20 protein-coding genes are annotated in these 17,729 nt (G+C 37.9%); 7 read left to right on the top strand and 13 right to left on the bottom strand.

Features of this window, described 5'->3' with window-relative positions; genetic code table 11:
- Positions 1-13 precede the first annotated feature (13 nt).
- Positions 14-685: a ribose-5-phosphate isomerase RpiA gene (gene rpiA, locus EXE10_RS10440; RefSeq protein ID WP_130113311.1), complete on the bottom strand. Its 672-nt coding sequence runs from the start codon at positions 683-685 to the stop codon at positions 14-16.
- 115 nt (positions 686-800) lie between these two features.
- On the opposite strand from rpiA, the gene ilvA reads away from it, so the two are divergent.
- Positions 801-2,339, top strand: coding sequence for a threonine ammonia-lyase, biosynthetic (gene ilvA / locus EXE10_RS10435; RefSeq protein ID WP_130113310.1), 1,539 nt, complete (start codon positions 801-803; stop codon positions 2,337-2,339).
- Between the two features lie 73 nt (positions 2,340-2,412).
- Here the strand turns inward: ilvA and EXE10_RS10430 are convergent, their stop codons facing one another.
- Both EXE10_RS10430 and EXE10_RS10425 read right to left on the bottom strand, forming a co-directional pair.
- Complete coding sequence (locus tag EXE10_RS10430; RefSeq protein WP_130113309.1) at positions 2,413-3,009, bottom strand: hypothetical protein; 597 nt, start codon at positions 3,007-3,009, stop codon at positions 2,413-2,415.
- Between the two features lie 62 nt (positions 3,010-3,071).
- On the bottom strand, positions 3,072-3,617 hold the full coding sequence (locus EXE10_RS10425; protein WP_087553039.1) for a hypothetical protein: 546 nt from the start codon (positions 3,615-3,617) through the stop codon (positions 3,072-3,074).
- A 226-nt stretch (positions 3,618-3,843) separates the two neighbouring features.
- Here EXE10_RS10425 and EXE10_RS10420 point away from each other — a divergent pair, with 226 nt between their 5' ends.
- Together EXE10_RS10420 and EXE10_RS10415 are read left to right on the top strand one after the other, a co-directional pair.
- Positions 3,844-4,494, top strand: a complete 651-nt coding sequence (locus EXE10_RS10420) for a potassium channel family protein (protein ID WP_068973166.1) — start codon at positions 3,844-3,846, stop codon at positions 4,492-4,494.
- A gap of 8 nt (positions 4,495-4,502) precedes the next feature.
- Entirely contained in the window at positions 4,503-5,855 is a 1,353-nt protein-coding gene (locus EXE10_RS10415; RefSeq protein ID WP_068973167.1) for a TrkH family potassium uptake protein, read from the top strand.
- An 84-nt stretch (positions 5,856-5,939) separates the two neighbouring features.
- Here the strand turns inward: EXE10_RS10415 and zapE are convergent, their stop codons facing one another.
- A complete protein-coding gene (gene zapE, locus EXE10_RS10410; protein WP_130113308.1) occupies positions 5,940-7,088 on the bottom strand; it encodes a cell division protein ZapE in 1,149 nt (382 codons plus the stop codon).
- A gap of 104 nt (positions 7,089-7,192) precedes the next feature.
- Positions 7,193-8,203 (bottom strand): AraC family transcriptional regulator, encoded by a 1,011-nt coding sequence (locus EXE10_RS10405; RefSeq protein ID WP_130113307.1) that lies wholly within the window; start codon positions 8,201-8,203, stop codon positions 7,193-7,195.
- Between the two features lie 153 nt (positions 8,204-8,356).
- Here EXE10_RS10405 and EXE10_RS10400 point away from each other — a divergent pair, with 153 nt between their 5' ends.
- Positions 8,357-9,880, top strand: a complete 1,524-nt coding sequence (locus tag EXE10_RS10400; RefSeq protein ID WP_130113306.1) for a flavin-containing monooxygenase — start codon at positions 8,357-8,359, stop codon at positions 9,878-9,880.
- Positions 9,881-9,935: 55 nt separating this feature from the next.
- On the top strand, positions 9,936-10,844 hold the full coding sequence (locus tag EXE10_RS10395; RefSeq protein WP_087553042.1) for a lysine exporter LysO family protein: 909 nt from the start codon (positions 9,936-9,938) through the stop codon (positions 10,842-10,844).
- A 106-nt stretch (positions 10,845-10,950) separates the two neighbouring features.
- Here the strand turns inward: EXE10_RS10395 and EXE10_RS10390 are convergent, their stop codons facing one another.
- From EXE10_RS10390 to EXE10_RS10380, 3 genes are all read right to left on the bottom strand, one after another.
- Positions 10,951-11,160: a hypothetical protein gene (locus EXE10_RS10390; protein WP_087553043.1), complete on the bottom strand. Its 210-nt coding sequence runs from the start codon at positions 11,158-11,160 to the stop codon at positions 10,951-10,953.
- 162 nt (positions 11,161-11,322) lie between these two features.
- Positions 11,323-12,018, bottom strand: coding sequence for an orotidine-5'-phosphate decarboxylase (gene pyrF, locus EXE10_RS10385; protein ID WP_171478502.1), 696 nt, complete (start codon positions 12,016-12,018; stop codon positions 11,323-11,325).
- Positions 12,019-12,106: 88 nt separating this feature from the next.
- Complete coding sequence (locus EXE10_RS10380) at positions 12,107-12,655, bottom strand: helix-turn-helix domain-containing protein (protein ID WP_068973174.1); 549 nt, start codon at positions 12,653-12,655, stop codon at positions 12,107-12,109.
- A gap of 113 nt (positions 12,656-12,768) precedes the next feature.
- Here EXE10_RS10380 and EXE10_RS10375 point away from each other — a divergent pair, with 113 nt between their 5' ends.
- Both EXE10_RS10375 and EXE10_RS10370 read left to right on the top strand, forming a co-directional pair.
- Positions 12,769-13,431 (top strand): AzlC family ABC transporter permease, encoded by a 663-nt coding sequence (locus EXE10_RS10375; protein ID WP_130113304.1) that lies wholly within the window; start codon positions 12,769-12,771, stop codon positions 13,429-13,431.
- A 1-nt stretch (position 13,432) separates the two neighbouring features.
- Positions 13,433-13,765 carry an AzlD domain-containing protein gene (locus tag EXE10_RS10370; RefSeq protein ID WP_068973176.1) on the top strand — a complete coding sequence of 111 codons (333 nt, stop codon included), beginning with the start codon at positions 13,433-13,435 and terminating at the stop codon, positions 13,763-13,765.
- Positions 13,766-13,845: 80 nt separating this feature from the next.
- Here EXE10_RS10370 and EXE10_RS10365 read toward each other — a convergent pair whose 3' ends face one another.
- The 5 genes from EXE10_RS10365 to EXE10_RS10345 form a co-directional block, all read right to left on the bottom strand.
- Entirely contained in the window at positions 13,846-14,211 is a 366-nt protein-coding gene (locus EXE10_RS10365) for a lipopolysaccharide assembly protein LapA domain-containing protein (protein ID WP_068973177.1), read from the bottom strand.
- 22 nt (positions 14,212-14,233) lie between these two features.
- Positions 14,234-14,536 (bottom strand): integration host factor subunit beta, encoded by a 303-nt coding sequence (locus tag EXE10_RS10360; protein WP_068973178.1) that lies wholly within the window; start codon positions 14,534-14,536, stop codon positions 14,234-14,236.
- 159 nt (positions 14,537-14,695) lie between these two features.
- Entirely contained in the window at positions 14,696-16,372 is a 1,677-nt protein-coding gene (rpsA, locus tag EXE10_RS10355; protein ID WP_068973179.1) for a 30S ribosomal protein S1, read from the bottom strand.
- Between the two features lie 128 nt (positions 16,373-16,500).
- Positions 16,501-17,190: a (d)CMP kinase gene (gene cmk / locus EXE10_RS10350; RefSeq protein ID WP_068973180.1), complete on the bottom strand. Its 690-nt coding sequence runs from the start codon at positions 17,188-17,190 to the stop codon at positions 16,501-16,503.
- An 11-nt stretch (positions 17,191-17,201) separates the two neighbouring features.
- Positions 17,202-17,633, bottom strand: a complete 432-nt coding sequence (locus EXE10_RS10345; RefSeq protein WP_130113303.1) for an SRPBCC family protein — start codon at positions 17,631-17,633, stop codon at positions 17,202-17,204.
- Positions 17,634-17,729: the final 96 nt, after the last annotated feature.

Here is a 17,729-nt window from a genome sequence, read left to right as displayed (position 1 = left end):
AACTTTCAACATATTAAACCGCAGTACGTTCTTCAATACCATTGTCAGTCGCAACAACAGCAATATCCGCTTTATTAATCCCGAAAATACCGTTACATACCACACCTGGAATATCATTCAAGGTTTTTTCTAACTCTAAAGCATTCAAAATATTTAAATTGAATACATCTAAAATTACGTTGCCGTTATCCGTTACCACACCTTCACGGTAAACAGGATCACCACCAAGTGATACGATTTTACGCGCTACAGCAGAACGTGCCATTGGAATCACTTCGACAGGAAGCGGAAATTCACGTCCAAGTTGCTCAACCCATTTAGAGTCATCCACGATACAAACGAATTTTTTTGCAATTGAAGCCACAATCTTTTCACGGGTTAATGCTGCACCACCGCCTTTGATCATGTGCATGTGACGATCAATTTCATCAGCACCATCCACATAAGCATCTAAACCGCCTACATGGTTCATATCAACCACTTCGATGCCAAGTTTTTTTAAACGTTGTGCAGTTGCTTCAGAACTTGCCACCGCAGCTTCAAGTTGTAGCTCAGGTAAAAGCTCGATGAGGAAATTCACAGTACTGCCTGTACCTACACCCAAAATGCCCCCTTTTGGTAAGTGTTTTAAAGCAGCTTTGGCTGCTGCTTGTTTTTTCTCATCTTGGGTAGCATAAAGACTCATGACATCTCTCAATAAATTTTCAAATTTCTGCACATTTCGCATAATTTTAAATCGCAAATGCGCAGGGGTTTGTTACAATCAATGCTCATTTTAAACTGTTATATGGAAAATTAACATGCTGTCTCGTTTGGTTCGACAAATATTACAGGCAACGGTCTATGACGTTGCGATCGAAACCCCACTCGAAGCAGCGCCACGAATTAGTGAAAAACTAAACAACAACATTCGCTTCAAACGCGAAGACTTGCAACCTGTCTTTTCCTTCAAACTGCGCGGTGCCTATAACCGCATCAGTCAATTACCGAAATCTCAGTTGGAACGTGGCGTTATTACTGCTTCTGCGGGTAACCATGCACAAGGCGTGGCACTATCTGGTCAAAAGTTGGGTATTACCGCCATTATTGTGATGCCAAAGACGACACCTGATATTAAAGTTCAAGCCGTAAAACGTTTGGGTGGTCAAGTTGTTCTACACGGCGATTCTTTTGATGTTGCCAATAAATATGCAATTCAACGTGCTGCCGATGAAGGCATGACCTTTATTCCACCATACGATGATGAATTGGTCATGGCAGGTCAAGGGACGATTGCAAATGAAATTTTACGTCAATGGCGTGATGTCGATTATGTATTCGTCGCCGTTGGTGGTGGTGGTTTAATCGCAGGTGTCGCTGCTTATTTGGGTGATGTCGCACCACATGTCAAAGTCATTCCTGTGGAATATGATGAATCAGCATGTTTAAAAGCCGCTTTTGAGCAAAATGAACGTGTGATTTTACCCACTGTTGGCTTATTTGCCGATGGTACAGCTGTTGCGCAAATTGGTGAAAAACCATTTGAAGTCATTCAATTACAAAAATCAGATAACTCAGGTCCAATTGTTGAACGTGATGTTGTACTTGTGAATACCGATGAAATCTGCGCTGCGATCAAAGATACTTATGACGAATGTCGTAGCATCGTTGAACCATCGGGTGCAATGGCTTTGGCAGGGATTAAAAAATACGTTGCTGAACATGGTTTAGAAAATAAAAATATGGTGTCGATTGTTTGTGGTGCCAACATGAACTTTGACCGTTTACGTTATATCGCAGAACGTACTGAACTTGGTGAACGTAAAGAAGCGATTTTTGCTGTGACCATTCCTGAAGAAAAAGGTTCATTCCTCAACTTCTGCCGTGCCTTACAAGGTCGTAACATCACTGAATTTAACTATCGTGCGAGCAGTTCTTCTGCAGCACAAGTTTTTGTGGGTATTAGCTTAAAATCGGGTGACAAAGAACGTCATGACATTTATGAAGCACTAAAAATGCATTATGACGTAGATGATTTATCAGATGATGAAGTGGCTAAACTACATATTCGTTATTTGATTGGTGGTCATGCAAATATTGAAAATGAACGTCTATTCCGTGTCGAATTCCCTGAGCGTCCTGGTGCATTACTGACTTTCTTAGAACGTCTAGGACCAACGCATAACATTACCCTATTCCATTACCGTAACCACGGTGCTGCGGAAGGTCGTGTATTGGTGGGCTTGGATGCAGAAGATGCACAACAAAATCCAGATGGTTTGATCGAGACTTTAGAAACGATCACTTATCCATATCAGGAAATTACCAATAACTTAGGTTATCAGCGTTTCTTAAAATAAATTTGTCTTCCAATGTATCTCAGGCTCTTGTCAAATAGAGCTTGAGATATCTAAGTATTTTTAACTTGGACTATCAATCATCATCTGACAAAAAACTACTCAAATTGAATGGTTTAAATCGTTCATAATATTCGATAGATGGACGCGATCCAATAAATTGCTTACGAAATAACTTTATAAATTGTGCTATTTTTTTCGGTTGATCTGGTACAGCCATCCAAATCTGTTCAGATGCGTAAATCAACAACATTCGATAGCCGTGCTTTCTCACCTCGTTGTAAATTTCTTCCAAAACAATATCGTAAACATGGCTTCGTAAAGCATAAAAATTACCAATTAAATCTTTATATTTTTCATAATGTTCGAATAATGGTGCTGTCCTCAACTCGATCCTATTTTGTATTGCTTCAACATCTACATTTAAATCCTGAAATAAAGCACAAACCTCAATACCATTATCAAAATGCTGATCACGGTCAATACTTAAGAAATACCCACGATATTTATATTCTTGAAGATCATCTTCAGTCGTAGGCTCAGTAATATCTTGAGGGGACAACCAATAATAAAAAGTTTCAAAATCCCTTCTCATTTTTTTCTTTGGAATTTTCAGCGACTCCAACTCTGGAAACCACGCTTGTAAGAGTTGATATATCTTTTTATCATCCATTGTTTGTTCAATTTAAAAAAGAAAATAAAACTATACTTTAAAAAACCTCAAAGAATCAAATATTAAGTCGATCTTGAGCAATCGAATAAGGCATAGTGTTCAATACTCACGTCTTGATCATGAAATTGTTTATTGAAATGTTTACAGAATTTTTCAATCTTATGGTCTTGGTTGGGTACAAGTAACCAATGATAGTCTTCAGCATAGATCAGCAACAACTCATAATCATGTTGCCTTGCAACTTTTAATATTTCTTCAAAAACAATGTCATAAACTTGATCTTGTACATTGTAATAACGCCCTATTACTTCTTTATGTTGTTCATAATGCTCAAATAGAGGTTTTGTGCGCTCGCGTATTTGAGTCTGAAGATTCGAGCTATCAACTGCATATTCATGGAAAATCGCACTTCTCTCAATTTCATTTTCCTGAAATTTCATTCGATCTATTTTCATTAAATAGGCACGAAAGCGCCCACCAAACTTTTCAGCTTCAAGCCAATCTAGAAAAACGTCAAAACTTTTACGATTTTTCTTTTTGGGAATATCTCTTTGCTGCAACTCAGGAAACCAATGTTGCAGGATTTTGAAAATTTTTTTATCGTCCATTTTTTTCTACTTACATTCCGCCATGACTTGGCATAGATCTATTTTTGCTTTGATTTTTATATTACGGGGCAAATTTTAAGTTTTTATGACGTCTGCTTGAGTTTTTTTACATTATCCAACTTTATTCTTCGTTTTCAGATTGGCGATGCAATCGTTTAAATATAAAATATATAAAAATTGAATATGATAATGTCACACAAATCTTGTGCATTGATAAGGATTTAAAATGGCACTGTTTGCTGTCATCGGTTTAGGTAGTTTTGGCGAAGCGGTTGCATTAGAGCTTACTAACTTAAATCACGATGTGATTGGTATAGATACACTGAAAAAAAATGTAGAAAATATTGCAGATCAAATTAGTCATGCGGTAATAGCAGATGCAACAGATGAACATGTCCTAGAAGAACTGAATGTCAAAAACTGTGATGCTGTTGTTGTTGCGATTGGTGATGACATTGAAGCCAGTATTTTATGTGTACTTCATCTAAAAAATTTAGGCATTGATAAAATATTTGTGAAAGCAAAATCTAAGTCACATCATATGATTTTGTCACATCTAGGGATTACTAAAATCATTCACCCTGAAGAAGACATGGGCATTCGCATCGCGCAGAATCTGAGCTATCCAATGGTTCGACGTTATATGGCGCTGAATAATGATCGCTATATTGTCAAAATTGAAATTGCTGCAAATCTACAAGGTGCTCAGTTCCAAACGGTGATGGAAAATACACCTGAAATTAAAACACTATTACTACAGCGTGGCTCTCATGTACTTTATGAGATTGCACCTGGAACCATTTTACAAGAAAAAGATATTTTGATTTTGGAAGGCCCTGTAGAAATGTTAAGACAATTTTCAATTCGTTTCTTATAGTTGTTACTATGCGTCTATCTAGAAAAGAACTGATCAATAAAAATCATAATCGCATTAATCTCAGCCCACCGAGTTTACTTGCCTTAGGTTTTTTAAGCTTCATCGTCATTGGGACATTGTTGCTCAAACTCCCTTTTTCCCATAAAGGTGATTTGTCATGGCTTGATGCCTTATTTACCGCAACTTCTGCTGTGACAATTACAGGCTTATCTGTGGTCAATATTGGCGACTCACTGACAACATTTGGACAAGTGGTGGTCATGCTCCTCATCCAATGTGGTGGTTTGGGTTTCATGACCTTTGCGATCTTGGCTGCACTAAGTCTTTCATCCAAAGTTGGACTTAAACAGCAAATTATGGCGCAAGAAACCATCGGGCAAACCAGTTTAGCCAGAGCAACATTTACCGTAAAAGGAGTTTTCCTCTACTCATTGTTCTTTGAAGCCATTGGTACAGGGATCTTAACCATGGCGTGGTCAAACTATTATGACCTTGATCGTGCTTTCTTTTACGCCTTGTTTTATAGTATTTCAGCGTTTAATAACGGTGGATTCTCTTTATTTCCCAATAGCTTAATGAGCTTCTCTGACCAATACATGGTCACATTGACGATTAGTTTGCTGTATATCATCGGTGGTATTGGTTTTGTCGTACTAATGGATATTAAACGTGCCAAACGTTGGAAAAAACTTTCAACAAATAGCAAGTTAATCCTCTCAACCATTGCAGGTTTAAACCTATTTGCATTCATTGTAATTTGGTCAATAGAAGCATCGAACCCTTTAACACTCGCACCGATGTCCGTGGGTGATCAGGCTTTAAATGCATGGTTCCATGCCACAGTACCACGTTCATCAGGCTTTAACAGCTTAGAAGTCAGTAGCATGACCAATGCTTCAACGCTTATCACGATGGTGTTAATGTTTATCGGCGGTGGATCACTCAGTACCGCAGGTGGGATTAAAGTTGGTACATTTATCATCATGATTTTAAGTGTACGCTCTTTCCTAAAACGCTCATCTGAAATTACAGTATTCGGTCATTCTGTCTCACACCAAGCCACTTTTAAAGCACTGGCGGTCATTTCTATCACATCATTACTCATTCTCATTGGTTTCTTTACCCTATTGGTTTTAGAGCCGAATAAGAAATTTTTAGACTTATTATTTGAAGCCGTTTCCGCTGCTTGTACCGTTGGTTTATCACGGGGCATCACTGAAGATTTACATGCGGGAAGTCAAATTGCTTTGATATGCTTAATGTTTGCAGGTCGCTTGGGACCTTTAACACTTGCATATTTGATTGCGACACCAAATAAAAGTCGTGTTAGTCATCCCAATACTGAAATTCAAGTGGGTTAATCTAAATCATTTATACATAAAAAAAGCGACCTCATTAGGTCGCTTTTTAAATCAATTACTTAGCAATCCACAATGCTTAAGTGTTTATTCCACTGCTAAGTCACTATCACCTTTGATCAAGCGATGTTCAGACTGTAAATACTCATCTGACTGCATTTCAAGTAAACGCGAACGAGTACGCTCAATTTCAAAGGCAAGTTTTTCACCGTCATAGATCTCAATAATTGAATCTTCCGAAGTCAATAATAACTTCACGCCACGATCATAAAACTCATCGACCAAATAAATAAAACGACGTGTTCCCTCAGAAAGTAAATCTGTTAAATGCGGTACATTACTCACTAAAACTGTATTATAAATATTAGCAATTTCAATAAAATCAGATGGGCTACGTGGTTTTAAGCACAATTCACGATAGTCACACCACAATACATCTTCAGTATGCCCGAGTGTTTCAACAACACGATTATTAATATTAATCGGTTCTTCCGAGACTACTTGAGAAGTGGTTAAAGCAGTAAAACGCTTTGCCATCCACACTTTATTGTCATCACTTAATGGCGATTTAAATAACTGTGCTTGCTTCAAAACACGTAAACGGTAGTCCACACCTGCATCAACATTCAAAATCGCGCAATGAGTTTTCACCATTTCAATGGTTGGAAGAAAACGATCACGATGGATGCCATTTTTATACAAACCATCTGGAGCAATATTTGATGTTGCCACCAATGTAATGCCACGGTTGAATAACTTTTGGAATAAATCGCTGAGAATCATTGCATCTGTCACATTCGACACAAAAAACTCATCGAAACAGATCACCACAGCATCTTTATAGATTTGATCTGCCACAATATCCAACGGATTACGTTGACCTGATAATTTATTCAACTCTTTGTGAACAAACTGCATAAAGTGATGGAAATGCATACGGGTTTTACGACGAAATGGTATCGAATCAAAGAATTGATCCATTAACCATGTTTTACCACGCCCTACACCACCCCACATGTACACGCCTTTTGGTGCTGTTTGACGACGGAAACGACGAAATGCCTTTTTCGATGCTTTATAACGATTAATCAACTCTTGCCAGACACGCTCTAACTCATGCACAGCTTCAGCTTGCGCATCATCTGGTAAAAACTGCCCAGAGGATAAAGCTTTGGCATAACGCTCAGCAGGTGATACAGGAGTAAACGAGGTAGGATTTGAATTGTGATCAGACATATGGTTTTGTTACTTTTAAAGGCTAATGGAAGTATAGCGAATATTCATTTTCGATAAATAAAACTTTGGCATTATTATGTACATAAATTACATATCATCACCAATTATTTACCATATTGACGTGGGCTTTGCCCAAACCAACGTTTAAATGCATGATTAAATGCTGCTGGTTCAGAATAACCCAACAATTCAGCAATCACCTCAATTGAATATTCTTTATATTCAATTAAACGGAGTGCCTTGTTCATAATGAGTTGTTCGCGAATCTGTTTATAACTGGTGTTTAACTGTTGTAACTGATGACGTAAAGTTCGCTCAGGAATACTCAATGCCTGAGACACTTCTGCCATCGAAGGGATAATGCCCTGTTGTAATTCTAAATAATCATTTACACGTTGAATCAAAGGCGCAACCTTTTGTTCTTCTGCATTTAAACGTTCAATTTCAGCAATACACTTAGCTTCATACACACGATGCGTAATCAGATCCGCAGATGGAATCGGCAGTTGCACTACATCTTCATTCATCCAAAAAGCTGCTTTACTGCAACCAAAATGTAGATCTGCACCATAATAGTCATGGAATTGCTTTAAGGTTTGAGGATCTTGTGGTTGCTGAAAAGGCAATTCAATCCGAATACTTGGAACTGTTAATCCCATCATTCTATAAATATCATCTAAGAACTTATAAGTCCCTGAAATTTCACATTGCGCTCGCAACAACCCCATTTCAGTGTCGAGATCAACAGGTGCATAAGTCAATGCAACTTGATGGTTCCCCTGTTCTAAACCCAATACACCATATAAATAGGTCAAGCCTTGATATTGAATACCATTTTTAATTGCATCATTCACAGTACGACTAGTAACCAACAGCATAAGCAAAGGACCATAACCTGCCAAAGAATAATGCTGCCCAATGAACAAACCTTTTTCAGGCGCAACATCAACACCGACAACTTTGAGAATATCCCATTCTAAACTTGGATGAATGATTGAGCTTGGATCAAGCGCATCCGCCTTAATCCCAATACTATTCAATCTTGAATCCACGTCAATTCCTGCATTACGCATACCATGAATTAAATACATTAAGCCGAGAATTGATCGTTTCATTTTTTCAACATTTCATTTTTACACAGATGTTTTACTACAAAGACCAAATATTGAAAATTGCCGAATATATCAATTTTTCTGTCAGAGCTATCATATTCCAAATCAATAAAAGTCGATATTCTAGGCAAAATGAAAAATTAGAGTAAATAAAAAATGGACGATATCTCGACGAATGTTGTGAAAACACAAACCACACAAGTCGCAATCATTGGTTCTGGTTTTGGTGGTTTAGCTATGGCTATTCGACTCTTACAGGCGAATATTCACGATTTTATTATCCTCGAAAAAGCCGATGCTGTTGGTGGCACTTGGCGTGAAAATCAATATCCAGGCGCTGCCTGTGATGTGCAATCACACATGTACTCTCTATCTTTTGCACCTAAAACCGATTGGTCTAAGCGTTATGCGGAAGCACCTGAAATTTATGATTATATTCAAGATTTAATCCATGACTATGATTTAAAAAAATATATTCAGTTCAATCAAGAAGTCGTTTCAACCCAATATGACGAAGATCATTTCAATTGGCATTTAACTTTAAAAAATGGACAAAAAATTGATGCTCAATTTGTTGTATTCGCCTCAGGGCCTTTACATGTGCCACAAATTCCAAACATTAAAGGCATAGAAAAATTCAAAGGTGAAGTATTTCATTCATCACATTGGAACCATGATTATAATTTGAACCAAAAGAATGTAGCATCAATTGGTACAGGCGGTAGTGCGATTCAATATATTCCTGAAATTGCACCCAAAGTCGAAAACCTATATGTATTTCAACGTACCCCTGCTTGGGTGATTCCACGTGACGAACGTGCCTATAATGCCCTAGATAAAAAATTATTTAATCGTTTTGAATGGTTTACAAAACTACACCGTGCTCGTTTATATTGGTCAAATGAATCCCGAGTTGTTCCAATTGTCAAACCTGCCGCCATGAAATATATGCAAAAAGCTGGTGAGCTTTTTATTCGCTACCAAGTCAAAGACAAAGCTTTGGGCAAAAAACTCACCCCAAATTATGTGATGGGTTGTAAACGTATTTTAGTATCAAATAAATATTTCCCAACTTTTAATCGTAAAAATGTCGAGTTAGTAACTGATGCAATCCAAGAGCTGACCGAGAATGGCATCATCACAAAAGATGGTAAAGAGCGTAAAATCGATTGCTTAATTTATGGTACAGGCTTCATTACAGACCCTCGCATCTATTTAAAATCATTTGAATGCTATGGTGAAAATGGACTTGAACTGAAAGATGCGTGGAAAGATGGAGCTGAAAGTTTCTATGGCGTGTGTACCAAGGGTTTCCCTAATTTATTTCAACTATTAGGGCCAAATACAGTGCTTGGACATAATTCGGTTATTTTCATGATCGAATCTCAGGTCAATTACATTTTACAATTGATGCAAATGGTAGGAAAAACCAAGACCCAAGCCATCGCAGTCAAAGCGAATGTTCAAGACCAGTTTAATGAAGATGTACAAAAAAAGCTTGAAGGCACAGTTTGGCAATCTGGTTGTGTCAGTTGGTATCAACAAGATGGAGGAAAAAACTTCTCACTTTGGCCAACGTATACTTGGAAATTTTGGCTACAAACCCGTAAGGCCAACCCTGCTGATTATCGCCTACTAGGTACAATGTCACAAAGCAAGAAAAAATCAAAAGCTGCTTAGGCTACACTTTTAATTCAGCTATAATAGATAGGTATTCATTGCCTATCTATTTTTCATGCAATCTCTTTGGCTTATATTCCAACTTTTATTCTGCCTTTTTCTAGGTTTTATCCTCGCTCGCCGTATTCCGCAGAGTATTGAAAAAATTGCTTTTAAAATATTACCTTATTTTACTTATGTGCTACTTATTGCAATTGCGATTGAGTTTTCTCAAACTATTCATAATATTGCCAGCCCTGCGCAAATTTTAACAAGTTCAATCACCATCGCTCTAACAACGTCCATAGGTGCTTTTTTGTGCTGTTATTTGCTATTTAAAGCGATTGGTTACCAACCCTCTCAGGGGAAAGTGTCTGCTGAATTGTTAATGGGTTCATTACTGAATATCAGCTATGCATTTATTGCTCTTGCCGCTGGCTATGGCGTGGCTGAACTTGCGCACTCTTTCCAATTCCCATTACATGTCAGCACGTGGCATTTATTATTGGTATATATGTTACTGATCGGGTTAGATTTAGCCTATTCACCTTTAGACAAGTCTTGGCTCAACTGGAAAATCATGCTTGTTCCTTTAGCATGTATCATCGGGTCTTTACTGGGTGCGGTTGCAGCATTTTTTATGTTAAAAAATATCAGCATGCAAGACCTTGTTATGCTTTCACAAGGTTACGGATTTTACTCAATGACAGGTATTGTGATCACAGAGTTAAAAAATTCTCACTTGGGGAGTATCGCTTTGATGAATGATTTATTCAGAGAAATCTTTGCGATTTTATTTATGTATATTATCGGTTGGCGCTATCCACGCTCTGCAATTTCTTCTGCAGGAGCAACAGCCATGGACGTTACACTCCCTATGGTTAAACAAGCCTGTGGTAATGATTTTATTCCACACGCAATGGTCAGTGGCTTCGTGCTTTCAGTTCTTGCACCTATTGTCGTCAGTGTCTTGGCTGCCTTATAAATGCTGAAATAATAGAATGGAAAGGAATTATCAAAACTTGATCATTCCTTTTTTTATTCAAAATTTAGTGATTCAGAAGTTCTATAATCTCGTAAATATGACTGTACTAAAAATCTATATCAAGACCACTCAGCAAATCTCCTACAGCATCTAAAACAGTTGAGCCCAATTCCACAACATCTATTCCAGAAGTCCAATCACTTTGCTGATTTTGTTGCTCTTCCTGTTCCTGCTCTAAATTTTCTAATGGCACAACATGATCAACTTGATTAACATCACTTTGTACTGGTACATTTTTTTCAGAATCAGTAGACATTATTCACCCAAGATTAGCTTATTATTAAAAAGTTCTTCTGATCAGCACAATATAAAAAAGCTCTCCAATTGTCTACTCAATTGAAAAGCTTTTTAAGCAACCCAATACATCAACTTTAACGATGCATTTGAATTTTGAATGTCAAATAATAAGCAGACTAAATTACAAAGTCGCTAAAATATCTTTCAAAGTCTGACTTGGATTTGCTGATTGTGTAATCGGACGACCAATCACCAAATGCGTAGAACCGTCTTGCATCGCTTGGTTTGGTGTCACAATACGCTTTTGATCATCTGCATTTGAACCTGCTGGACGAATGCCTGGCGTCACCAAAGCAAAGTCCTGACCCAAATCTTGACGTAACATTTTCGCTTCTTGTGCAGAACATACAACACCATCCAAACCGCTTTCTTGAGTCAATTTAGCCAATCGCTTAACTTGCTCAAAAGGTTCAACGTCTAAACCAATATCGCGTAAATCTTCACGCCCCATAGACGTTAACACAGTTACAGCGATCAGTTGAGTCTTGTAATTTCCTGCTTTTAAACGTTCAACACAAGTTTCCATCATCTTACGACCACCTGATGCATGTACATTCACCATCCATACACCCATATCCCCAGCAGCGCATACAGCTTGAGCCGTTGTATTTGGAATATCATGGAATTTAAGATCTAGGAAAACTTCAAAGTTACGATCATGTAATGCTTTAACAATAGAAGAACCTTCATGAGTAAATAATTCTTTACCTACTTTTAAACGACAAAGTGATGGATCAAGTTGATCAGCAATTGTTAGGGCGTCATATTGGCTTTTTGCATCTAAGGCAACAATAATACTCACAGATCTCAGTTCCATCACATAAAATTGGGCACATTATAAAGCGATTAACTTAAGCATAAAACCAACTTTGTCAAAAAACACAGGATTAACTCTACAAATTGTATTAGCGTTGCTCAGAAATCAAAATTGCACGCGTATCAGGTTCTAAAGCTTCAAATATATGTGCTTGATCTGCAGGATAGGACATATAATCCCCCGCTTTTAAAGTTTCATAACTATTCGTTAAACCTACTTTGGCTGACCCTTGCATAATAATAATATGTTCTACACTGCCAGTAGGATGTGGTTGACTACAGCGCGGTTCACCTGGCTGAGTCGTTAAAATATAAATATCGCGTCTCGCATTGGGCGGGCAAGTCGCTAACAAAACAGCTTGATAATGTGCGACCTCAGAAGTAACCGAAGCTCCTTCTCCATAACGAATGACTTGTGCAGACTGAGTTTGTGTTTCTACTAATTTCGCAAAAGGAATATTTAAGGCTACGCATAATGCCCATAAGGTTTCTAAACTTGGATTACCTTGTCCAGACTCAAGCTGTGAAAGCGTAGATTTGGCAACTCCTGCACGCCTAGCAACTTCTCCTAAAGATAATCCAGCATTTTTCCTTTCTCTCTGCAAATTTAATGCAATGGTTTCTATCGGTATCGACATTATTCTTCCAAAAAATACAATCGTTCGATTTGACGAACAAAAACAAACACTCTAATATAAAAAACACTTGTTTGATATAACGAACAATTCAACAAATAACTAGGTTGTGCCAGATGAAGTATAAAGAATTTATTAAATTACCCAAGCCCCTGATTAAATCAATTGCAATCATTTGTTTTGCAACTGCACTCATCGGTATGTCACTCGGTTCACTTGCTGTAACGTACCATTTACCTATTTGGATACCACTACTACTTTCGAGTTTAGTTTTAGCTGGCGCTGCTGAATTTACCTTTATTGGCATGATTGCTTCTGGCAGTAGTCCTATTACGGCTGCCATAGCAGGTCTATTCATTAACTTACGTCATCTACCTTTTGGTTTAGCCATCCAGCATTTTATTGAAGATAATAAGTTCAAGTACTTTGCTACACATATCATGAATGATGAAAGTGTATTATTCGGTTTAACGCAACCCACTGATGAGCTTAAACGGTGTGCTTATTGGTTATGTGGCATTGGAATTTTATTCGCTTGGCCAATTGGTGTTTTAGCTGGCTACTTTGCTGGAAGTCATTTTGCTTATACAAAAATATTGGGAATAGACACCATTTTTCCAGTTGTATTGTTTGCTCTAACCTTTAAGTCGCTAAAACAAAAAGAGACTCGTCAATCAGCAATGCTTGGCGCTGTGATCAGCGTGGGTACAGTCCCATTTTTGCCTACAGGTATTCCAATCTTAATGTCTCTTTTTGCTCTATTAGCAAGGAGAAAATAATATGAATCAACACTTCATCATTTTTATTGGCATCATGATACTTGCTTTAGGCACTTATTTAATTCGATATTCTGGACTTGCCTTTCACCAATATTTCTCAATCAGTAAGCGACAAGAGCAGTTATTTAACGATGCAGCAACTACTTTACTTTTTTCTATTGCAGTATTAAGTACTTTTTTTGAAGGTCGCGTATTTACAGACTTTGCTAAAATTGCAGGTGTATTGGTTGCATTGTATTTGATCTGGAAGAACTATTCACTGATTAGTATTATTCTGATCGCAACATTGGTCACGACAATGTGTAGATTTATACAATTAAACTATAGCTATTAAATTACAGCTTCTAAATTATGGCTTTTAAAAATGCAAAAAGCGCCTAACCAAGACAGTTAAACGCATTTTTAGCATACAGATTAAAGAGGATTAGAATTCTTACTTTCAGGTTGAATATCTAACACCGTCTTTTCATGACGTGCATTTGCAGCGGCTTCAGCGGCAGCCAACTGTGCAGTCTGAATTTGTTCTTTACGGAGATGATCAATATCTTTTCGTAAACGTTTAATTTCCCATGCATTTTGAAAAACACGGAAAATTTGTACACCTAACAATAATCCCAAAACAATTCCGAGGACTAAAGTTAATAAAAGCAATAATCCCAAACGCATTGCTGGTACTTGAGTAAACAATAGATCTACTGGCAGTTCAGCTGGATTTTGTAGGACCAATGCTAAAGCATAGCCAAAGATTACTAAAAGTAATGCAACTAAGAAATAGCGCATAATCACCCCATTCGAATTTTACTTATTGTGCAGATTCGTTTACTGCATCACGTAGTGCTTTACCTGGTTTAAAGTGAGGTACAGCCTTTGCTGCAACTTCAACTGATTTACCAGTTTTAGGGTTACGACCTACACGTGGTTCACGGTGGTGTAATGCAAAGCTACCAAATCCACGGATTTCAATACGATCATCAGCAGATAATGATGCAATCATTTGATCGATCATTATTTTAACAGCTTCTTCGACTAAAGGCTCTGCTAAATGCGGGTTTTTTAGAGCAATTCTTTCTATTAAGTCAGACTTATTAAGTGCTTCAGTTGTCATTTAAGACCTCATTAATTTTAATGCTATTTGACATACACTAGATAATATCCTTTTTAAATACAAAAAGGTAGCGCAGTCATCATATACTACGCTACCTTTTACAGTATTTGAATAAAAAATATTAATTAATTACATTAAATAATACTTCTTAACAATAACTTAGTGGTTCATTTGAGCTTTAATCAAATCACCAATAGTCTTAGGACCATTGTCTTGACCGTTTGTAGCAACTTTAAGGTTAGCTACAGCTTCTTTCTCTTCAGCTTCGTCTTTCGCTTTGATCGACAAGTTGATAGAACGTGATTTACGATCTACGTTGATGATTTTCGCTTCAACTTCTTGACCAACTTCTAAGAATTTAGTTGCATCTTCAACGCGGTCGCGGTTGATTTCAGATGCTTTCAAAGAAGCTTCAACTTCGTCAGCTAACTTAATCGTTGCGCCTTTAGCGTCAACTGCAGTTACTGTACCTTTAACCAACGCACCGCGTTCGTTAGCAGCTAAGAAGTCATTGAACGGATCGCTGTTCATTTGTTTGATACCAAGGCTGATACGGTTGCCTTCAGCGTCAACAGACAAGATAACCGCTTCAACAGTGTCACCTTTCTTGTAACGACGAATTGCTTCTTCGCCTTGTTCGTTCCAAGAAATATCAGACAAGTGAACTAGACCATCGATACCGCCAGGTAAACCGATGAAGATACCGAAGTCAGTGATTGACTTGATCGTACCAGAAACTTTTTCACCTTTGTCGTGAGCTTTAGAGAACTCTTCCCATGGGTTAGCACGAGTTTGCTTAATACCAAGAGAAATACGACGACGTTCTTCATCAACTTCAAGAACCATAACATCAACTTCGTCACCGATCTGAACAACTTTAGATGGGTGGATGTTTTTGTTAGTGTGATCCATTTCAGAAACGTGTACTAAACCTTCAACGCCTTCAGCGATTTCAGCGAAACAACCGTAGTCAGTTAAGTTCGTTACACGCGCTTTAACGATAGAACCTTTAGGGTAACGGTTCATGATCGCTAACCATGGATCTTCGCCAAGTTGTTTAAGACCTAGTGAAACACGGTTACGTTCTTTGTCAAATTTAAGTACTTTAACAGTAACTTCTTGACCCACTTCAACAACTTCTGAAGGGTGTTTGATGCGTTTCCAAGCCATATCTGTGATATGTAGAAGACCATCAATACCGCCAAGGTCAACGAATGCACCGTAATCAGTAAGATTTTTGATAGTACCAGTAACTGTTTGACCTTCTTCCAATTGAGAAAGAAGCGCTTCACGGTCAGCTGAAGATTCAGCTTCCATAACAGCACGACGAGATACAACAACGTTGTTACGTTTAGCATCAAGTTTGATTACTTTGAATTCTAACTCTTTACCTTCAAGGTGAGTTGTATCACGGATAGGACGAGTGTCTACCAATGAACCCGGTAAGAATGCACGAACTGGACCGATGTCAACAGTGAAACCGCCTTTAACCTTACCAGAGATAACACCAGTAACGATTTCGCCGTCTTCAAAGATTTTTTCAAGTTTAGTCCAAGTTTCAGCACGTTTTGCTTTTTCACGTGATAAAACTGTTTGACCCATACCGTTGTCAAGCGCTTCAACAACAACATCAACTTCGTCACCAACGTTTACTTCAAGTTCACGTTGTTCGTTTAGGAATTCTGAGCGTGCAACAACACCTTCAGATTTAAGGCCAGTGTCAACAGTAACCCAGTCAGAGTCGATGCTAACAACGATACCTTTAATAACGGCACCTTTGTCGATATTGAGAGTTGATTCGCTTTCTTCAAAGAGGGCTGCAAAAGATTCGGTCATGATATACCTAGTAAAGTCAGCGGTCTTGGATCAGACAAGGCCGGTTTAGTTAAGCATCTACATAGTCCATATAAAACTGATCAAGCTATGCTTCTGCTGATTTTAAATAAAATTTAAAACAAAAATAGTTATTTAGCTAAGTGTGCATCGACATAATCAGTCATCAGTTTAAACACTTCATCAATGTTCAATTCAGAACTATCAATAATATAAGCATCTGCTGCTGGCTTGAGTGGCGCGACTGTGCGCTCCATATCTCGCTTATCTCGAGCTTGTATATTCGCTAAAATGTCGCCTATTTTAACATCCAGCCCCATCCCCTGCAACTGTTTTACACGGCGTTCAGCACGTGACTCTGCTGAAGCCGTCAGATAAATTTTAGCTTGAGCTTGAGGAAAAATAGAAGTTGCCATATCACGACCATCTGCAACCAAGCCAGGCGCTTGTGCAAATGCATGCTGACGATCAACCAAAGCTGCTCTAAGTGCAGGGATTGCAGCGACTTTTGAAGCAAACTCACCCACTCTTTCGGTACGAATCGTTTGCGTCACATCTTCACCATCGAGCAAAATTGTAGTTCCGCTTTCGGTGCTTTTAAATACGATGTCTAAATTTGTTGCAATTGTAACGCCTTGTTGAAGCACAGACTCATCGTCTAATGTATCCAATAAGCCTTTTTGATGTAATGACAACCCAAGCAAGCGATACAAAGCGCCTGAATCTAAAAGATGAAATTGATAATGGCTTGCAAGTTTCGCTGCAAGTGTACCCTTACCTGAACCACTTGGCCCATCAATTGTGATAATTTGAATTGTCATTGAATTTCCAATTAAACCGTCTTAGCAAGTTTCTTAAAGCCAAGTGTAATCGCTAGTTTAAGCTGTGCAAGTATTAATTTGCTTACAAATGGTGCACGTGCTTGTAATTCGATCGTATAATCGACACGTGTTTTATTCGGCGCAAGCTCAGTAAACTCAATAATACCAATATGATGCTTAATCAATGGGTTCTTAATGAGCTTATATTCAATGCGCTTATTGGTATCCACATAAGTAATTTGTTCTTGAATCGGTTTTACTGGACCAAAACCCATACGACGTACAGAACCCAAACCATCCGGACGTTCTGGATCAGCAGAATCTTTAACACGTACCACTTGAATTGGCGCAAAAGCAACATTATAAGTTGCATGTTTAGATAACAAATCAAAGACTTGATCAATTGGTGCATTAAACTCTTGTTTTACTTGAATCGAATTCATTTTTAATACCCTTAATTTTTAAGCTTTAAAATTACAAATCATAAAAGCATTCTTGTGAAACATTTTTGACAATACACATTGTCAATAAAATCATCT

It is taken from the genome of Acinetobacter sp. WCHAc060033 (assembly GCF_004209125.1).
GTDB lineage: Bacteria > Pseudomonadota > Gammaproteobacteria > Pseudomonadales > Moraxellaceae > Acinetobacter > Acinetobacter wuhouensis.
The sequence above is the reverse complement of the archived record's forward strand: the minus strand, read 5'-3'. Positions and strand labels throughout refer to the sequence as shown.